Origin of the sequence: Thermoactinomyces mirandus, from assembly GCF_013868055.1 — a bacterium.
Taxonomy (GTDB): Bacteria; Bacillota; Bacilli; order Thermoactinomycetales; family Thermoactinomycetaceae; genus Thermoactinomyces; species Thermoactinomyces mirandus.
In genome coordinates, this window is the sequence record NZ_JACEOL010000027.1 from 32,204 (window position 1) to 46,793 (window position 14,590).

Sequence of the window (14,590 nt, forward strand, 5' to 3'; positions counted from 1 at the left end):
TTGCAGCTGGGCCTTTTTGTCCTTCTTCCACTTATGGTGATCATTTATCCCCCATCTTAACACGGATGGAGATCTGGGGGGCAAAAACCGGTTTCAATCCTTTCAATTTTTCCGGCTGCATACCCCTGACAGAAAGGACAGGAAGGTATGAGTTGCTGTTCTGACCGATAATGAGCCAAGATCCCGGCTGGGATCAAGGCAAACCATATCGAAAGCTTTTACCTGTTCTTTCTGCCCAAGCAAATGCAAGGCTTCAAACAGTTCCCACGAATACAGGCCACCGGGGGAAGATCCGGGAGAGCCGGGAAGAAAGGACAAGTCCAATACATCGAGGTCGACAGTCACATAAATGACGTCCACCTTGCGGGACAACCGGGCGAATGATTCATCGAATATTTGGGCAAACCCCTGTTTTCGAATCTGGTGCATTGTGTAAAAAATGATTCCCTGTTCATCCGCATAATCCCGGTATATTTTTGAGTTGGCAAAACCGTGTATCCCCACCTGGACAATATATTGCCCCCTAAGCATCCCTGACTCCAGCAATCCCCGGATCGGTGTGCCATTGCTCGGCCCACCGCTCTTCAGGCTGCGCACATCAAAGTGGGTATCAAACTGAAACAATCCCACTTTCCTGCCAGGATGTGCTTTGACAAATGCTTTTACTGACGGGCAGGTGATCGAATGGTCTCCCCCGATCATGACCGGCAAAAACGAAGTACATTTTGCCGCCGTCCGGTATACTTCCTCTATTCCTTTTTCAATGTGCCGGTGACACAGCGGAATATCGGTCGTATGCATCCGGATGTCGCCTAAGTCCCGTACTTTCAGCCTGGTCAAGTCGATATCATGATCCACATCGTAAGCAGAAAAATATCTCCAGCTCTGGCGAATGGCCCAGGGAGATTCGCTGGCAGCAGACGCACTGATGGAAGAGCGGGACAGGGGTATCCCGATTACTCCGACATCAGCCTGTTCTTTCCCATCCCAGGGTTGAATCCACTCACTTACCTTTACATCATTGGGATCGGCTGCTTCTGACTGATGGACAAAAGGAGGCGGAGCAAGATACTGAAATCCCATGTCATTTTTCACCCCGATCTACCCGGTTTCCTTTTCTCATCACCCGTTCAACCGGATTGACCCTGTAATGGTACTGCAGATAAGAGACATTGGGTGCATTCATGACAACCAGGTCCGCCTGTATTCCCGCTTCCAGACTTCCGATTTCATGGGCCCGGGCAATCGCGTGTGCCGCATTGATCGTCACTGGCCAATTGCTTGCGCCTTCCAGAGTCAGCAGCTGGCTCGCATTTTCAATGATCCATTTGTCCATTTCCATTCACTCCATCATCAATTTGTTGATTCCATACTTTTTCGTTATTTCGACGCCTGTTCGTAACCGGCATCCACATGGCGCACGATTCCCGTGCCCGGATCTGGGGTCAACACCCGCTCCAACCGCCGGGATGCCTCCCTGGACCCATCCTTTCGTATGCAAACCGGTCTCTTCGGGTGTACGAATTCCTTTCCTGCCTTTTTTCACCATGAATGGCTCCTTTCAGAATAAACTGGAATAACAATCTACTAAATCTATATTTCATATTTTCCAGATCATGTGAATAAAACAGGCTCCCATCCAAATTCGGGCGAAACAGCGATTTTCTTTTTCATTCTTTAAATTTTTGTTATATTGATGAAGAACCTGTTTGGAGGAATATCCGGCTCTGTCAGCCGGCCATTGCGTAACAACTCACATTGCAGATAAAAAGGTGGTTGGAGGCGGATTTTTCAGAAAGGATTTCCCTGCACATGTCTGATATTTTCTGTTTATGAATATCCATAGAAAAAGTGATTATTTAATTAACGGAGAGGAAAGCCATGGTTTCAAACAAATGGATCTGGATTGGATGGCTATTTGCAATATTTTCAAGCGGTGTCTTCATTTATCTGTGGCAATGGGTATCCCGGTATGACCACGTCGATCCGCCCCGGGAACACTCGGAGGCCGGAATCGTGCTGGGAGCCGCATTATGGAATCAGCAACCAAGTCCAGCCTTGAAGGAACGGTTAAATCTCGCCTTGAAATTGTACCGGGAAAATATAGTGAATTACCTGATTCTGTCAGGAGGATTGGGAAATAACGGAATCACTGAAGCGGAGGGAATGAAAAATTATCTGGTAGAAAGAGGCGTTTCACCTGCTCACCTGATTCTGGAAGACCAATCGTCCAACACGAAGGAAAACCTTCTCTATTCCAAAAAAATTCTTGAGAAGCATCAATGGAAGAATATCACGATTATTACACATGATTATCATATGGTACGAGCCCTGGACTATGCCAGGCAGGCAGGAATCTATGCAACGGGATCGCCCGTCCACTCGAAAGTGCTGTTTCTTCCCTATCACAAAACGCGGGAATGCCTTGCACTGATCAAGCAGAAAGTGTTCAGAAACTAAACCGCCGCCCGAAAGGAGAGAAAAATAAGGGCAACTATTTTTCTTCCCTTTTTCAGCCATTTTCCAGTTCTTCCACTTTCGCTTGCAGCTTTGGATCGGTCAGTTTCATCACAATCGGGGATAGAGACTCAGTCAGATCCGGTTCCTGCTTTAACCGGATCAAATACTGCTGTACATCCTGCTTCAGTCTGGCCAGGTCCAGTCCCATCCATTTATCTGCCGGATAAGGTTCCAGTTTGACCAGTGCACTGGTCAACAGCTTTACCGCTCCATTCCGGTTACCATTTTGCAAATGGTACAAGCCAACCGCCACCTGCAGCAATCCCTGATAATATGCTTCTCTTCCTTCTTCCAGCCACAGTTCTTCCAAAACGTCATGGCATTTGTAATAATCCTGCTCTACATTAAATAAATAAAAAAATGAAACATACAAAGGAGAATAGGGCTCCATCTGCATTCACTCCCTGTAAATAACAATTCAAGCCAGAAAAAGCAGGGGATCCCCTGAGGGGTTCCCCCTGCTTTTTGGCATGTATAAAAGACTGTAAACCATTTGCATCGTTGAGCGGCAAACCTAAAACGCTTATGTAAAGGCTTTGGCAAGCTTTTCCGGCAGCTCCACCGATTTGCGCTTTTTCAGGTCAATGGTGACACTGGTTACTTCTGCGTCAGCGACCAATTCACCTTCCTCATTACAGATCTCATGTTTCAAAACATAACTTGTCCTTCCCTTGCAAAGCGGTTCTGTCGAAACAGTCAGCTTTTGCCCCAACAGCGCTTCTTTTCGGTAGTTGATATTAATATTGACGGTAACGGTACCAACTCCCATGTCCGTAAATACATCAAACGGGAGTTCCATGCGGTTATACCAGTCTTCCCGGCTCCATTCCATGTACTCCAGATATTTGGCATTATTGACATGGCCCATAACATCAATCTCTGTCGGACGCACTTCTATTTGGATGGAAGTTTTCATTGCTTTTTCCCCTTTTTCAACAATCATCAAGGATAATTACTTTGAACAGAGAACACTTTTTTTTTCAAATCATCAATCATATTTAAGATCTCCAGCCAGCATTGGTGATCCTGTTCCAAACCAAACTTGCGGGTGATATACTCCTGCTTCCAGACAAATGCCCGCAATGTGAACAAATTCATGGCCATTGGCTGATTCGGATATGCTTCATAAAAACTTTTGTACAGAATTGGCTTAATTTCCCTGAAAGCGGCCTCAACCTGATCATCCAGCCGGCTCATCCCGTCATTGACATATAATCTGGAACGGATTTTTTTCCATTGCTGCAAAAGGCGCTTGTTTACAAAGCTGTCCTGATATTTTCTGAAAGCTTCATGCTCCTCCGGTGTCAGATTGTTGCGATCTCCCAGTATTTTATCCATGATGCTGAAGACTGTGCTGATCTGGCTTTGTGACAGATTTCCCGGGTTATGATGCCTCAGGCATATGTTTTGCTCCGGCAAGACCACAAGTTCACCCATTTTCACCTCATAAGTCTTTCTCAGACGATGCCGGATAGAGGAAACCAGATAGACCACATTGACATAAACCCACCTGCGATACCAATTCATCCACTTATTAACCATCAGAGAATCAATCCATTTCATGTAACAATCTTATCATTCTGCTCTTTAAAATAAACCTATATGTTATTACTCCTCCCTCATTATAATACGAAATATACTTGAACTGAATTGAGTTACAATTATTTTTAAATTTCCGTCAAATTCCGTCAAACAGAGGCTCCATGCGCTACTTTTGCACATGGAGCCCTGCAAGGGTTTACCTGTTTACCATGTGAATGGCACGGCCCAACACACCTTCTGCGGCTTCCATAATCGTCTCCGGCAAAGCGGGATGTGCATGAATCGTCATGGCAATGTCTTCGGCATTGGCACCCATTTCCACAGCCAATACTGCTTCTCCGATCAAGGTTGACGCTTCAGGTCCGACAATCTGGATTCCCAATACCTGCTTCGTTTGCGAATCGGCCACCACTTGCACAAAGCCATCGGTTCGGTTCAATGACAAGGCACGGCCATTGGCCTGGAACGCAAAACGGCTGACAACCGGTGTATAGCCCTGTTCTTTTGCTTCCGCTTCAGAAAGGCCGGTATAGGCAATTTCCGGATCACTGAAAATGACAAAAGGCATTGCCCGATAATCGATCACACTGCTCAGGCCTGCGATCGCTTCAGCGGCCACCTTGGCTTCATAACTGGCTTTATGCGCCAGCAACGCTCCACCGGCACAATCCCCGATGGCGTAAATATGTTCAACATTGGCACGGCACCTGTCATCAATCTTGATAAAACCGCGTTCATCCACCTCAATGTCTGCATATTCCAGCCCCAGTTCATCGGTATTTGGTTTGCGACCGATTACGACCAGGCAGTAATCAGCGGCAAATGTTTTTTCCTCTCCATTGATGGCGGCCCTTACTTCTACTTCATTCCCTTTGTTTTCTCCACCTAGAACCATTGCTTCGGTTACCACTTTGACACCAAGTTTCTTCAACTTGCGTGATACCATTTTGGTCAAAGCCGGGGCCGTTCCGGGAAGAAGGGTTTTCGTTCCTTCCAGAATCGTCACATCGGCACCCAGTTTTGCATAAGCTGTTCCCAATTCAAGCCCGATGTAACCACCGCCGACAATAACCAGACGATTCGGGGCTTCCTCCAGAGCCAAAGCTTCAGTGGAGGAAAGAATCCGTTTCCCGTCAAAAGGCAGGGATTTCAGTTCAACCGGACGGGAACCGGTAGCGATGATGACATCATTGAATTTATAGGTCTGGCTGGAGTTGTCACTTACGACCCGCACTGAATCGGGTCCGTTGAAAAAGGCTTCTCCGCTGATGATTTCCACCTTGTTCCCTTTTAAAAGGGATTTTACTCCGCCAGTCAGTTTTTTTACGACACTGTTTTTCCATTTCATCAGGTTAGGCATGTTAACCTTGACGTCTCCAGCAATTTCAATCCCCATTTCATCGGCTTCCCTGATTTCCCGAAAACGTTCAGCCGCCGAAATAATTGCTTTTGACGGGATACAACCGCGATTCAGGCATACGCCGCCCAGGGAATCTTTCTCTACAATGGTAACCTTGCGTCCCAGTTGCGCGGCCCGAATTGCTGCCACATAACCGCCAGGGCCGGCACCGATCACCAGAACATCTACTTCTTGAGCCAGATCTCCCACTACCATGTTAACTCATCTCCATCATCAAAAGTTTTGGATTTTCTATCAGCTGTTTGAAACGTCTCATGAACCTTGCCGCCAAATCCCCATCCACCAGGCGATGGTCAAAGCTCAAGGTGACATACATCTGCGGGCGAATCACGATTTCGCCTTCGTGAACAACCGGTTTCTCCTTGATTGTTCCAACACCCAGGATGGCAACTTCGGGATAGTTAATAATCGGAGTAAAGAATTGTCCCCCGAATCCGCCCAGATTGGAAATCGTAAAGGTGCTGCCTTTCATCTCGCTGACATCCAGTTTCATTTCCCGCGCTTTGGTTGCTTTTTCAGTCACTTCTTTGGCAAGTTCAAAGACGGATTTGCGATCGGCATCCCTGATGACCGGAACCATCAGGCCATTGTCTGTCGCAGCGGCAAGACCGATATGGTAATAATGTTTAAGAACAATTTCTTCTTTCTCGTCATCGATCGATGCATTCAATTCCGGGTACTCACGTAAACTGGAAATGACCGCTTTGATGATAAACGGCAGGTACGTCAGCTTGATATCCCGTTCCTGGGCAATCGGTTTTCCCCATTTGCGGAGTTCAATCAATTCTGTAACGTCCACTTCGTCCATCAGGTTTACATGGGGAGCAATATGTTTGCTTTCCACCATCCGTTTCGCAATGGTACGCCGAATGCCGCGAAGCGGGATGCGTTCTTCTCCTCCGGCAGGTTCAGCAGCGGTTTCCTGTGCCTTTACTTCCGGTTTCGCTGCCGTTTTCACTTCTTCCGCCTCAGGTTGTCCGCTTTGTTGGCCGGCTTCAGCAAAACGTTTTACATCCTCAGCCAAAATCCGTCCGTTCTTGCCGCTTCCAGCCACCCGGGTGATGTCAACACCCAATTCACGAGCCAATTTACGCACTGATGGCATTGCTGCCACGTTTTCTCTTTTCGGGGCGGCCGGAGCTGATTCCTTTTTCTTTTCCTTGCTTTCCTCTGGTGCCGGACCTTCTTCTTTGCTTTCTTTGGCCTGTCCTTCACCATCCGGCAATTCTCCTGCCACATCGATCAAGGCAATCGTTGAATGAACGAGAGCTATATCCCCTTCACTCACTTTGATTTCCTTCACCGTACCCGTTACCGGAGACGATACTTCCACAACCGCTTTATCCGTTTGCACTTCGGCAAAAACATCAAATTCCTGGATGGGTTCTCCTTCCTGGACATGCAGCTTTACAATTTCGCCTTCATGGATTCCTTCACCCACGTCCGGCAATTTAAATTCAAATATTGCCACAAGAATAGCCTCCTTATCTGATTCAACCTGATTATTCACTGATCATGATGCAAGGAAAGGCGCGTGACAGTTCATCACCGCACAGACAGTTTTCACACCCATGGCAGGTCTGATAACCATTAAAAATCGAGAACTTCGTTAATAGCTTTCACGATGCGGGAAGCATCCGGAATCCATTCTTCTTCAATCAATGGAAAACCGATTATGGTATCGGGTGGCGTTACCCGTTTCACCGGAGCTTCCAGTTTCAGGATCGCATTTTCATTAATTTGGGCAATTACTTCTGCAGCAATTCCGGCTGTTCTCTGCGCTTCCTGTACCACGATTGCCCGACCGGTCTTTTCAACCGATTGAACAATTGTTTCGGTATCCAGCGGACTGATTGTACGAAGGTCAATCACTTCCACTTTGGCTCCCTGTTCCTTTTCAGCCTGCTCGGCGGCTTTTAATGATGTATGAACCATTGCCCCATAAGTAATAATTGTTACATCCGATCCTTCACGAACCACCTTGGCTTTGCCAAGCGGGACAGTATATTCTCCTTCAGGCACATCTGCCTTTTGTGAAAAATACAATTTCAAGTGTTCCAGAAAGAAAACCGGGTCGTTATCGCGAATTGCTGAAATCAACAACCCTTTGGCATCATAGGGATTGGAAGGAACTACCACTTTTAACCCTGGTGTTTGCGCGAGCAATCCTTCCAGACTGTCCCCATGAAGTTCAGGCGGTTTCACCCCTGCACCAAACGGAGATCTGAACACGATCGGTGCTGTGTAACGTCCTCCTGAGCGGTAACGCAAGCGGGGACCTTGTACACATATTGAATCCATCGCTTCAAAAATAAACCCGATAAACTGAATTTCCGCTACCGGACGGAAACCCTGACTTGCCAATCCAACAGCAAGCCCGCCGATTCCGGACTCTGCAAGCGGAGTATCAAATACGCGGTCTTCACCGAACATTTTTTGCAATCCGTCACTGACGCGGAAAACACCGCCGTTTTTCCCCACATCTTCCCCAAACAACATCACTTTCGGATCCCGTTCCAATTCGACGCGCAATGCATCATTGATCGCCTTGGCCATTGTCATTTGCGCCATGGTTTAATTCCCCTCCTTCATATATTCCGCTTTTTGTTTTTCCAGATACGGAGGTGTCACATCAAACATCGAATCGATCAACCCCGGAATGGTCATTTTCTCATATTTATTTGCTTTTTTAATTTCATCGGCAACTGTCTGTTTTGCTTCCTCAATAACCCGGTTTTCATCCTCTTCCGTCCAAAGACCTTTTGCTTCCAGATATTTGCGAAAACGGACAAGTGGCTCCCTCTGCTCATATTGATCCGGTTCCTCTTTGGAACGGTAACGGGTCGGATCATCCCCGGACATGGAGTGGGGTCCAAGCCGATAGTTAACGGCTTCGATCAGAGACGGGCCTTTTCCGTCGCGGGCGCGGTCGACTGCATCTTTCACAACCCGGTAAACAGCCAGTACGTCCATTCCGTCTACCTGAACGCTTCGAATACCTGCTGCGATCCCCTTTTGTGCAACCGATTTGGCAGCTGTCTGCTTTTCAAACGGTGTGGAAATGGCATAACCGTTGTTTTGTACTACAAAAACGGCAGGCAGATTAAAGGCGCCGGCAAAGTTCATTGCTTCATAGAAATCTCCCTGGGAACTTCCACCGTCACCCGTATAAGTAATAGCCACGCGTTTTTCACCGCGGCGTTTGAATGCCATGGCAACGCCTGCTGCCTGGACATATTGTGCCCCGATGATAATTTGGGGAATAAGTACATGCACATCTTCCGGAATCTCTCCGCCATGCTGGTGCCCGCGAGACCACAGAAAAGCCTGGTACATTGGATAACCATGCCAATAAAGCTGCGGAATATCCCGATAACCCGGCAAGATGAAATCATCTTTGTTCAGGGCGTATTCGCTTCCGATCATCGTCGCTTCCTGCCCGGATACCGGCGCATAGAAACCGAGACGTCCCTGGCGGGCCAAACCGACCGCACGCTGATCCCAGACACGGGTAAAGACCATCCTTTTCATCAATTCACGCAATTGTTCATCACTTAATTCCGGCATTTGCTCTTCGTTTACCACTTTCCCTTCCGGAGAAAGAATGGTAAATGGCTTAAACTGTTCCAACCGGATTTCTGAATTGCCAAACCCTTCAGCAACTTGTCTGGTATCTGCCACGCTACATTCACCTCTTTGAGTAATATTCAACACGAAAACGTTTTTACTGTAGCAACGACTGAATAAATTGGTACTATAACAATATAAAAAACCCCCGAAAACCTGGTTATTAATTGCTTTTTTCTGTATGAATGATAACACCTTACTTAAATAATACAACTAAAAAAAAGTTTGTCAATAAATATTCAATAATTCATGATTGACCGTTTCTTTAATTCTTTATCTTTCTATTATGTATAATGGGATTAGTATCCCATGACATATTTAGCATTCCCAAACACAATCTTATGTCATTCATGAATACTTACGAATCAACTTCTTGTAACAAAAACTGGAAAACAGAACATTTAGAAAACAAATTTTTCTAATTATTTTGTTATAAATATTCTTTATTACATCACTAAAAAGTGTTATATTAGTATGCAAAGTTACCGTTATATAAATATTCCATTTATTAGATTTGGATAAAGAGGTGACTTTCAATGGATCGTTGTTTCAGAGCTGACCCGCCGATCAGCTAAATTTTTATTGATCAAAAAACAAACTCCATAAACCTTTACTTTTTTACAGCCATCTGTACATAAAAAGTAAACAGTTTTTTGGAGATGTTTTATAAATCAGAATCATTCGTTCGATCTTGTAATAAATTGTTTGTTCCCTATTTTCCGATTGTTTTGACAAAAAGGCAAAGCATTTTATATTTATGGATTGGTTATGGTATAACAGGTTCACTGAAAATTGATCCATCCAGCAAGGTATTCAACTTCAGGGCTTTAACCGGTTGTAAAAATCCGGCTGCCAACCGCATCATGATGCGCGTCATGGTTTGACAGCGGATATTGGTCATCACCGATTGGATAACCTTAAATCCATTTCCATTCCATTTTCAGACAGTTGAATCATTGGTTTGCTTTCGTATACCGGGCTGGGAATTTCCTTCAAGATTTCCTCAATCAGATCTCCAAACGTCACAAGACCGGATGTCCCGCCAAACCTGTCCATCACAATGGCCAAACCGGCCCTCTCCTTTGCAGACAGCAAAGAATCTCTTTGCGTCGCATCGTTTCCGGCACAACCGTATCAAGTCTTTTAGATCCCGGTCCCCGGCTTGCTGCATCTTTTCAAATACGTCCCTGATATGGATGATCCCCGGAATATCGTCTTTATCCTTTCCACACAGGGGATACCACGTATGCCCGGATTGGTTGATGATATCCGATATCTCACGAAAAGACTGCCCCTCATACAGGCAAACCATTTCAACATGGGGAACCATCACTTCTCTTGCTGTACGGTCAACATTATCCAACAGATTGTAAGCGATTCCATCCACAGTGCCGTCCCGGCACGACCGTAAAAGATACTGGTGCATCTCATCGCCAAACGGGATATTATTTTGCCGGCATGGATCAACATCCAGTTTCTGCAGCCATAACCGGGCGGGGGCTGCAGAATTTGAACAACAGGCCTGAACAGGCGGAAAATCCGCGTTAACCAGGGAAGCAGGTACCGGACTGTATTTTTCACTTTTAGAATAGCAAGTAACTTCGGAATAATTCCTTCGAACACCCCATGTAAATAAGCAAAAACCACAAACACCATCACAAAGGCAATCAATTGAGCCGCCATGTCAAACAGCCCGAGTTGCCCGAGTCATGCTTCCATGGCCTGAACAATCATGAAGCCGCCAATCCACCCAAGTCCAAGCGAAACCAAGGTTCGTCCTGATTGTGTAACGGTCAAAAGATCATTTGCACTTTCCGGCATTCCCGCATCTGTTTTCCTGGGCACAAATGGCGGATAGCCATTTCCGAAGCGGTAAGCAAACTGTTTAAAAAAACCGGTAAAACGATCCACCCGAGCACGATCTACCAACTGTCGCCGTCTTCCAATGCTCCTTTCCCCCTAAATGCCTTTTTCCACTATTAAATCATGATCCGGACCCGGGAACCCTTTGCGGGACCAAAACAGCAAATTGAATCCGTCCCGCAAAGAGTTTTGTATCCATTCTGCTTTTAGACCAATTCCCCGATTCCGGCCCACCTGGAGATCGCATAGGCCACACCATGCTCATCATTGCTGCGCGTTACATATCGGCATGCCTTTTTCACATATTCTTCCGCGTTTCCCATCGCAATGCTCAAACCGGCCTTTTTCATCATGGACAAGTCATTGAAATTGTCACCAATCACCATGGTCTGCTTCATGCTGATTCCATATTTTTGTGCCAGATATTCCAAAGCCAATCCTTTTTGTGCGTCCGGATGGTTTAATTCTATATTGTGTCTGGCTGAACTGGTAACGACAATTCCGCTGAAGGATTTCGCTTTCTGCCGGGCTTGCTTCAACTTTTCATCAATGGTTGAAAAAGCCAGCACTTTATAGACTGAAGCGCCCGGATCCTCCGCGATGTCCTCATAATGTTTTTCAGTAATCCGGGATGTGCGATACTTCCTGTTGGCCACATGCCTGGCCAATTCCGGCTGGATGGTGGGATTGGTGCTTATTATGCGGTCGATCTCAATTTTCAGGTAATTGTATCCGTCACGATTGCAATAAATTCCGTCTCCTGTATACAATTCATGATAAATCTCTATTTCCTGAAACGCTTCATGCATCCGGCGAACCGCATCCGGTTCCAACGTGATGCCCTTCATCAATTCATCCTTCTCAGACCTGATACATGCTCCGTTCAAATAAATAAGCGGCACATGAAGCCCCGAATCGCGAAGAAGATCCATTGCCCCATGGTAAGAACGCCCGGTAGCAATCACTACCAGAATCCCTCTCTCCTGGACCAGGCGCAATGCTTTCCGATTCTGTTCACTGATTTTCCCTTCGCGATCTAGCAATGTCCCATCCATATCTGTTGCAATTAATTGTATCATGGCTACACTCCTTCCCAATCCTGTACCCGAAATTAAGACACCGAAAACTGACTGCCGGAGGCCGGTGGGCTTTCGTTTTTATTAATATGATCCATCGGGCGTGGAATAATCAGTATTTGGCGGATGCAGGTATCGAAATTCATGTATAATGAAAATCATGTATAATATAAGGACGGGAACCAGCAACGGATCAGGACACACCGAAAATAAAGGATGATCTCCATGATATCCATTAAAACAAGCGAATCTCCTCTCCTTTGGGGAGACAAACGTTACCATACATGGAACTGGCATCTGCGCCAGGTGTTCGGGCAAAAAATATTCAAAGTGGCGTTGGATGGCGGATTTACCTGTCCAAACCGGGACGGCAAGGTAGCCATTGGCGGATGCACTTTTTGCAGTGCCCGGGGCTCCGGGGATTTTGCCGGAAACCGGCGTGACGATCTGCTTAAGCAATTTCACGAAGTGAAGAACCGCATGCACAGCAAGTGGCCGGAAGCAAAATACCTTGGATATTTCCAGGCTTTTACCAACACCTATGCCCCGGTGGAAGTGCTGAGAGAAATGTATGAACTCATCCTGAGGCAGGATGGCGTTGTCGGTTTAAATATAGCAACAAGACCGGATTGTCTGCCCGAAGATGTGATTGAATATTTGGCAGAACTTAATAAACGAACCTACTTGTGGATCGAACTGGGACTGCAAACCATCCACGAAAAAACTTCCGCTTTAATCAATCGGGGGCACGATACAGCCTGTTTTCTTGAAGCGGTTGACAAATTGCGACGACACGGAATCCGCATTTGCGCCCACATCATTCACGGACTGCCCGGCGAAACAGAAGAAATGATGCTAAAAACGGTATCTGCCTGTGCCCATATGGACATTCAGGGAATCAAAATTCATTTGTTGCATCTTTTGAAAAAGACACCGATGGTGAAACAGTACGAAGCCGGTTTGTTCAAGCCGATGAAAAAAGACCGGTATGTACGCCTGGTTGCCGATTCACTGGAACTTTTTCCCCCTGACGTGATTATTCACCGCGTAACAGGAGACGGGCCGCCTGATCTATTGATCGAGCCCAAATGGAGTTTAAAAAAATGGGAAGTTTTAAACGCGATCGACGCCGAATTAAAGCAGCGCAATTCATGGCAGGGAAAAAAGGCAAGACCACGCCGGCAATCGTCCTGAAGCTTTCCGGAAATCTCCCTGGCATCCGGGGAGCGGACAGGGCGCGGATCTCCGTTTCCCGGTGAAGACATATTACTTCTGTTCCCAAAATCATCCAGCTTCAAATCAGTCTGACAGCAAGGGGGAATAAATGATGATCCTGCCCTCCATTCTGCAAAGTGCACACCAATGGGCGGCCAAGGTCCTGGTCCCTGGCGGGATTGCCATTGATGCAACGGTGGGAAACGGCCATGACACCCTGTTTTTGGCCCAACAGACAGGGCCTGACGGGCAAGTGTTCGGATTTGATATTCAAAAACAGGCAATCGACAATACGTATAAACGCCTGGTACATAACAACCAGCATCACCAGGTTAAACTTTTTCATTGCAGCCATCATCAAATGCAGGAAAAGCTGCCGGAACAACTTGGGGGAAACGTCCATGTCGTCATGTTTAATCTGGGCTATCTCCCCCGGGGAAACCACCAGCTGGTTACCAAACCGGATACCACATTAAAAGCGCTGGAGGCGGCCATCTATTATCTGATGCCAGGCGGCCTTTGCACCGTTGCCTTATATACCGGCCATCCCGGCGGGCAAACAGAATCCGACCAGGTGATCCGATGGGCATCCAGCCTTCCGTCCCGCCATTACCAGGTCATGTGGCAGCAGTTTGTCAATCGGCATCAGGCTCCTTCCCTGTTGATCATTGAGAAACGATAACCTGAAAATGCCTGAAAAAGGAAGTTTTGTTCTTTTTCCATAATAAAAACATCTTCCTCATTGATGGAAGATGTTACGCTCTTTTTTCATTTTTTTTGCCGTCTATGCAATCAACTTATTATCGATTTTTTCTTTGCTTTGCTGCAAGGGCACTCAAGCGTTCTTCACTGCTTTTCATCCATTTTTTCATCATGTCTTCAAAGTCAGCTGAATTTTTACGGCCTGAGCGACGGTCGCCCCCTCTTCTTTCACGTGGTCGATTATTTTGGAGCGCTTTTATTGACAGGGAGATTTTTCCCGAAGAATCAATAGAAAGCACTTTTGCTTTAATGGTTGAACCTACTTGCAATTCATCTTCAACTTTTTCCACAAATTTTGTCGAAATTTGAGAGATGTGAACTAATCCGGTCTCGCCCGTCTCCAATTTTACGAACGCGCCAAATGGCTTGGTTGTAATCACTTCTCCCTGTACGACGGCCCCTTCCTTTAACTCGCTCATTATAACACTCCCGAAGTGTAATTAATTCTGTACAAAAGTACCATTTATTTTAGTAAAAGTCAATGGGTATTTATGCCTGTAACCCACGCTGTATGCCAACTTTTTATTTTTTCATTTATTCCCGTATTAGTACTACAGTTGTAATT

18 protein-coding genes and 1 pseudogene are annotated in these 14,590 nt (G+C 46.2%); 3 read left to right on the top strand and 16 right to left on the bottom strand.

The window, feature by feature from the left end:
- Positions 1-102: 102 nt before the first annotated feature.
- The 3 genes and pseudogenes from H2C83_RS08200 to H2C83_RS18525 form a co-directional block, all read right to left on the bottom strand.
- On the bottom strand, positions 103-1,095 hold the full coding sequence (locus tag H2C83_RS08200; RefSeq protein WP_181739616.1) for an agmatinase family protein: 993 nt from the start codon (positions 1,093-1,095) through the stop codon (positions 103-105).
- Positions 1,085-1,336, bottom strand: coding sequence for an amidohydrolase family protein (locus H2C83_RS08205; protein WP_246333813.1), 252 nt, complete (start codon positions 1,334-1,336; stop codon positions 1,085-1,087). Before H2C83_RS08205 ends, H2C83_RS08200 begins: the two co-directional genes overlap by 11 nt.
- 6 nt (positions 1,337-1,342) lie before the next feature.
- Positions 1,343-1,488: pseudogene (locus H2C83_RS18525) on the bottom strand (urocanase-related protein); the annotation flags it as partial.
- Positions 1,489-1,881: 393 nt separating this feature from the next.
- Here H2C83_RS18525 and H2C83_RS08215 point away from each other — a divergent pair.
- Positions 1,882-2,460: a YdcF family protein gene (locus H2C83_RS08215; RefSeq protein ID WP_181739620.1), complete on the top strand. Its 579-nt coding sequence runs from the start codon at positions 1,882-1,884 to the stop codon at positions 2,458-2,460.
- Between the two features lie 52 nt (positions 2,461-2,512).
- On the opposite strand, the gene H2C83_RS08220 is transcribed toward H2C83_RS08215, so the two are convergent.
- The 12 genes from H2C83_RS08220 to H2C83_RS08275 form a co-directional block, all read right to left on the bottom strand.
- Positions 2,513-2,911 carry a DUF309 domain-containing protein gene (locus H2C83_RS08220; RefSeq protein ID WP_181739623.1) on the bottom strand — a complete coding sequence of 133 codons (399 nt, stop codon included), beginning with the start codon at positions 2,909-2,911 and terminating at the stop codon, positions 2,513-2,515.
- A gap of 132 nt (positions 2,912-3,043) precedes the next feature.
- Positions 3,044-3,436: an acyl-CoA thioesterase gene (locus H2C83_RS08225; protein WP_181739652.1), complete on the bottom strand. Its 393-nt coding sequence runs from the start codon at positions 3,434-3,436 to the stop codon at positions 3,044-3,046.
- Between the two features lie 26 nt (positions 3,437-3,462).
- Complete coding sequence (locus H2C83_RS08230; RefSeq protein ID WP_220184069.1) at positions 3,463-4,083, bottom strand: hypothetical protein; 621 nt, start codon at positions 4,081-4,083, stop codon at positions 3,463-3,465.
- Positions 4,084-4,258: 175 nt separating this feature from the next.
- On the bottom strand, positions 4,259-5,677 hold the full coding sequence (lpdA, locus tag H2C83_RS08235; RefSeq protein WP_181739627.1) for a dihydrolipoyl dehydrogenase: 1,419 nt from the start codon (positions 5,675-5,677) through the stop codon (positions 4,259-4,261).
- 1 nt (position 5,678) lies between these two features.
- Entirely contained in the window at positions 5,679-6,953 is a 1,275-nt protein-coding gene (locus tag H2C83_RS08240; protein ID WP_181739629.1) for a dihydrolipoamide acetyltransferase family protein, read from the bottom strand.
- A 119-nt stretch (positions 6,954-7,072) separates the two neighbouring features.
- Positions 7,073-8,053 carry an alpha-ketoacid dehydrogenase subunit beta gene (locus tag H2C83_RS08245; RefSeq protein ID WP_181739632.1) on the bottom strand — a complete coding sequence of 327 codons (981 nt, stop codon included), beginning with the start codon at positions 8,051-8,053 and terminating at the stop codon, positions 7,073-7,075.
- A 3-nt stretch (positions 8,054-8,056) separates the two neighbouring features.
- Positions 8,057-9,118, bottom strand: a complete 1,062-nt coding sequence (pdhA, locus tag H2C83_RS08250) for a pyruvate dehydrogenase (acetyl-transferring) E1 component subunit alpha (RefSeq protein WP_376766352.1) — start codon at positions 9,116-9,118, stop codon at positions 8,057-8,059.
- Positions 9,119-9,875: 757 nt separating this feature from the next.
- Complete coding sequence (locus tag H2C83_RS08255) at positions 9,876-10,013, bottom strand: hypothetical protein (protein ID WP_181739636.1); 138 nt, start codon at positions 10,011-10,013, stop codon at positions 9,876-9,878.
- A complete protein-coding gene (locus H2C83_RS08260) occupies positions 10,010-10,177 on the bottom strand; it encodes a hypothetical protein (RefSeq protein ID WP_181739638.1) in 168 nt (55 codons plus the stop codon). The genes H2C83_RS08255 and H2C83_RS08260 overlap by 4 nt, the downstream gene beginning before the upstream one ends.
- A gap of 261 nt (positions 10,178-10,438) precedes the next feature.
- Positions 10,439-10,792: a hypothetical protein gene (locus tag H2C83_RS08265; RefSeq protein WP_181739640.1), complete on the bottom strand. Its 354-nt coding sequence runs from the start codon at positions 10,790-10,792 to the stop codon at positions 10,439-10,441.
- Between the two features lie 24 nt (positions 10,793-10,816).
- Entirely contained in the window at positions 10,817-11,038 is a 222-nt protein-coding gene (locus H2C83_RS08270) for a hypothetical protein (RefSeq protein WP_181739642.1), read from the bottom strand.
- A gap of 140 nt (positions 11,039-11,178) precedes the next feature.
- Entirely contained in the window at positions 11,179-12,051 is an 873-nt protein-coding gene (locus tag H2C83_RS08275; protein ID WP_181739644.1) for a Cof-type HAD-IIB family hydrolase, read from the bottom strand.
- 222 nt (positions 12,052-12,273) lie between these two features.
- On the opposite strand from H2C83_RS08275, the gene mnmL reads away from it, so the two are divergent.
- Positions 12,274-13,242, top strand: coding sequence for a tRNA modification radical SAM protein MnmL/YtqA (mnmL, locus tag H2C83_RS08280; RefSeq protein ID WP_181739654.1), 969 nt, complete (start codon positions 12,274-12,276; stop codon positions 13,240-13,242).
- A gap of 130 nt (positions 13,243-13,372) precedes the next feature.
- Complete coding sequence (gene mnmM / locus H2C83_RS08285) at positions 13,373-13,945, top strand: tRNA 5-(aminomethyl)-2-thiouridylate-methyltransferase MnmM (protein ID WP_246333814.1); 573 nt, start codon at positions 13,373-13,375, stop codon at positions 13,943-13,945.
- A gap of 118 nt (positions 13,946-14,063) precedes the next feature.
- Here mnmM and H2C83_RS08290 read toward each other — a convergent pair whose 3' ends face one another.
- Positions 14,064-14,444 carry a S1 RNA-binding domain-containing protein gene (locus tag H2C83_RS08290; RefSeq protein ID WP_181739646.1) on the bottom strand — a complete coding sequence of 127 codons (381 nt, stop codon included), beginning with the start codon at positions 14,442-14,444 and terminating at the stop codon, positions 14,064-14,066.
- Positions 14,445-14,590 lie beyond the last annotated feature (146 nt).

What these genes read in the sequence shown, in the direction of transcription:
- H2C83_RS08265 (WP_181739640.1), bottom strand. Translation starts at nt 10,792, where the DNA reads ATGGCGGCTCAATTGATTGCCTTTGTGATGGTGTTTGTGGTTTTTGCT.
- H2C83_RS08220 (WP_181739623.1), bottom strand. Translation starts at nt 2,911, where the DNA reads ATGGAGCCCTATTCTCCTTTGTATGTTTCATTTTTTTATTTATTTAAT.
- H2C83_RS08215 (WP_181739620.1), top strand. Translation starts at nt 1,882, where the DNA reads ATGGTTTCAAACAAATGGATCTGGATTGGATGGCTATTTGCAATATTT.
- H2C83_RS08290 (WP_181739646.1), bottom strand. Translation starts at nt 14,444, where the DNA reads ATGAGCGAGTTAAAGGAAGGGGCCGTCGTACAGGGAGAAGTGATTACA.
- H2C83_RS08245 (WP_181739632.1), bottom strand. Translation starts at nt 8,053, where the DNA reads ATGGCGCAAATGACAATGGCCAAGGCGATCAATGATGCATTGCGCGTC.
- H2C83_RS08275 (WP_181739644.1), bottom strand. Translation starts at nt 12,051, where the DNA reads ATGATACAATTAATTGCAACAGATATGGATGGGACATTGCTAGATCGC.
- H2C83_RS08205 (WP_246333813.1), bottom strand. Translation starts at nt 1,336, where the DNA reads ATGGACAAATGGATCATTGAAAATGCGAGCCAGCTGCTGACTCTGGAA.
- lpdA (WP_181739627.1), bottom strand. Translation starts at nt 5,677, where the DNA reads ATGGTAGTGGGAGATCTGGCTCAAGAAGTAGATGTTCTGGTGATCGGT.
- mnmL (WP_181739654.1), top strand. Translation starts at nt 12,274, where the DNA reads ATGATATCCATTAAAACAAGCGAATCTCCTCTCCTTTGGGGAGACAAA.
- mnmM (WP_246333814.1), top strand. Translation starts at nt 13,373, where the DNA reads ATGATGATCCTGCCCTCCATTCTGCAAAGTGCACACCAATGGGCGGCC.
- H2C83_RS08230 (WP_220184069.1), bottom strand. Translation starts at nt 4,083, where the DNA reads ATGAAATGGATTGATTCTCTGATGGTTAATAAGTGGATGAATTGGTAT.
- H2C83_RS08225 (WP_181739652.1), bottom strand. Translation starts at nt 3,436, where the DNA reads ATGAAAACTTCCATCCAAATAGAAGTGCGTCCGACAGAGATTGATGTT.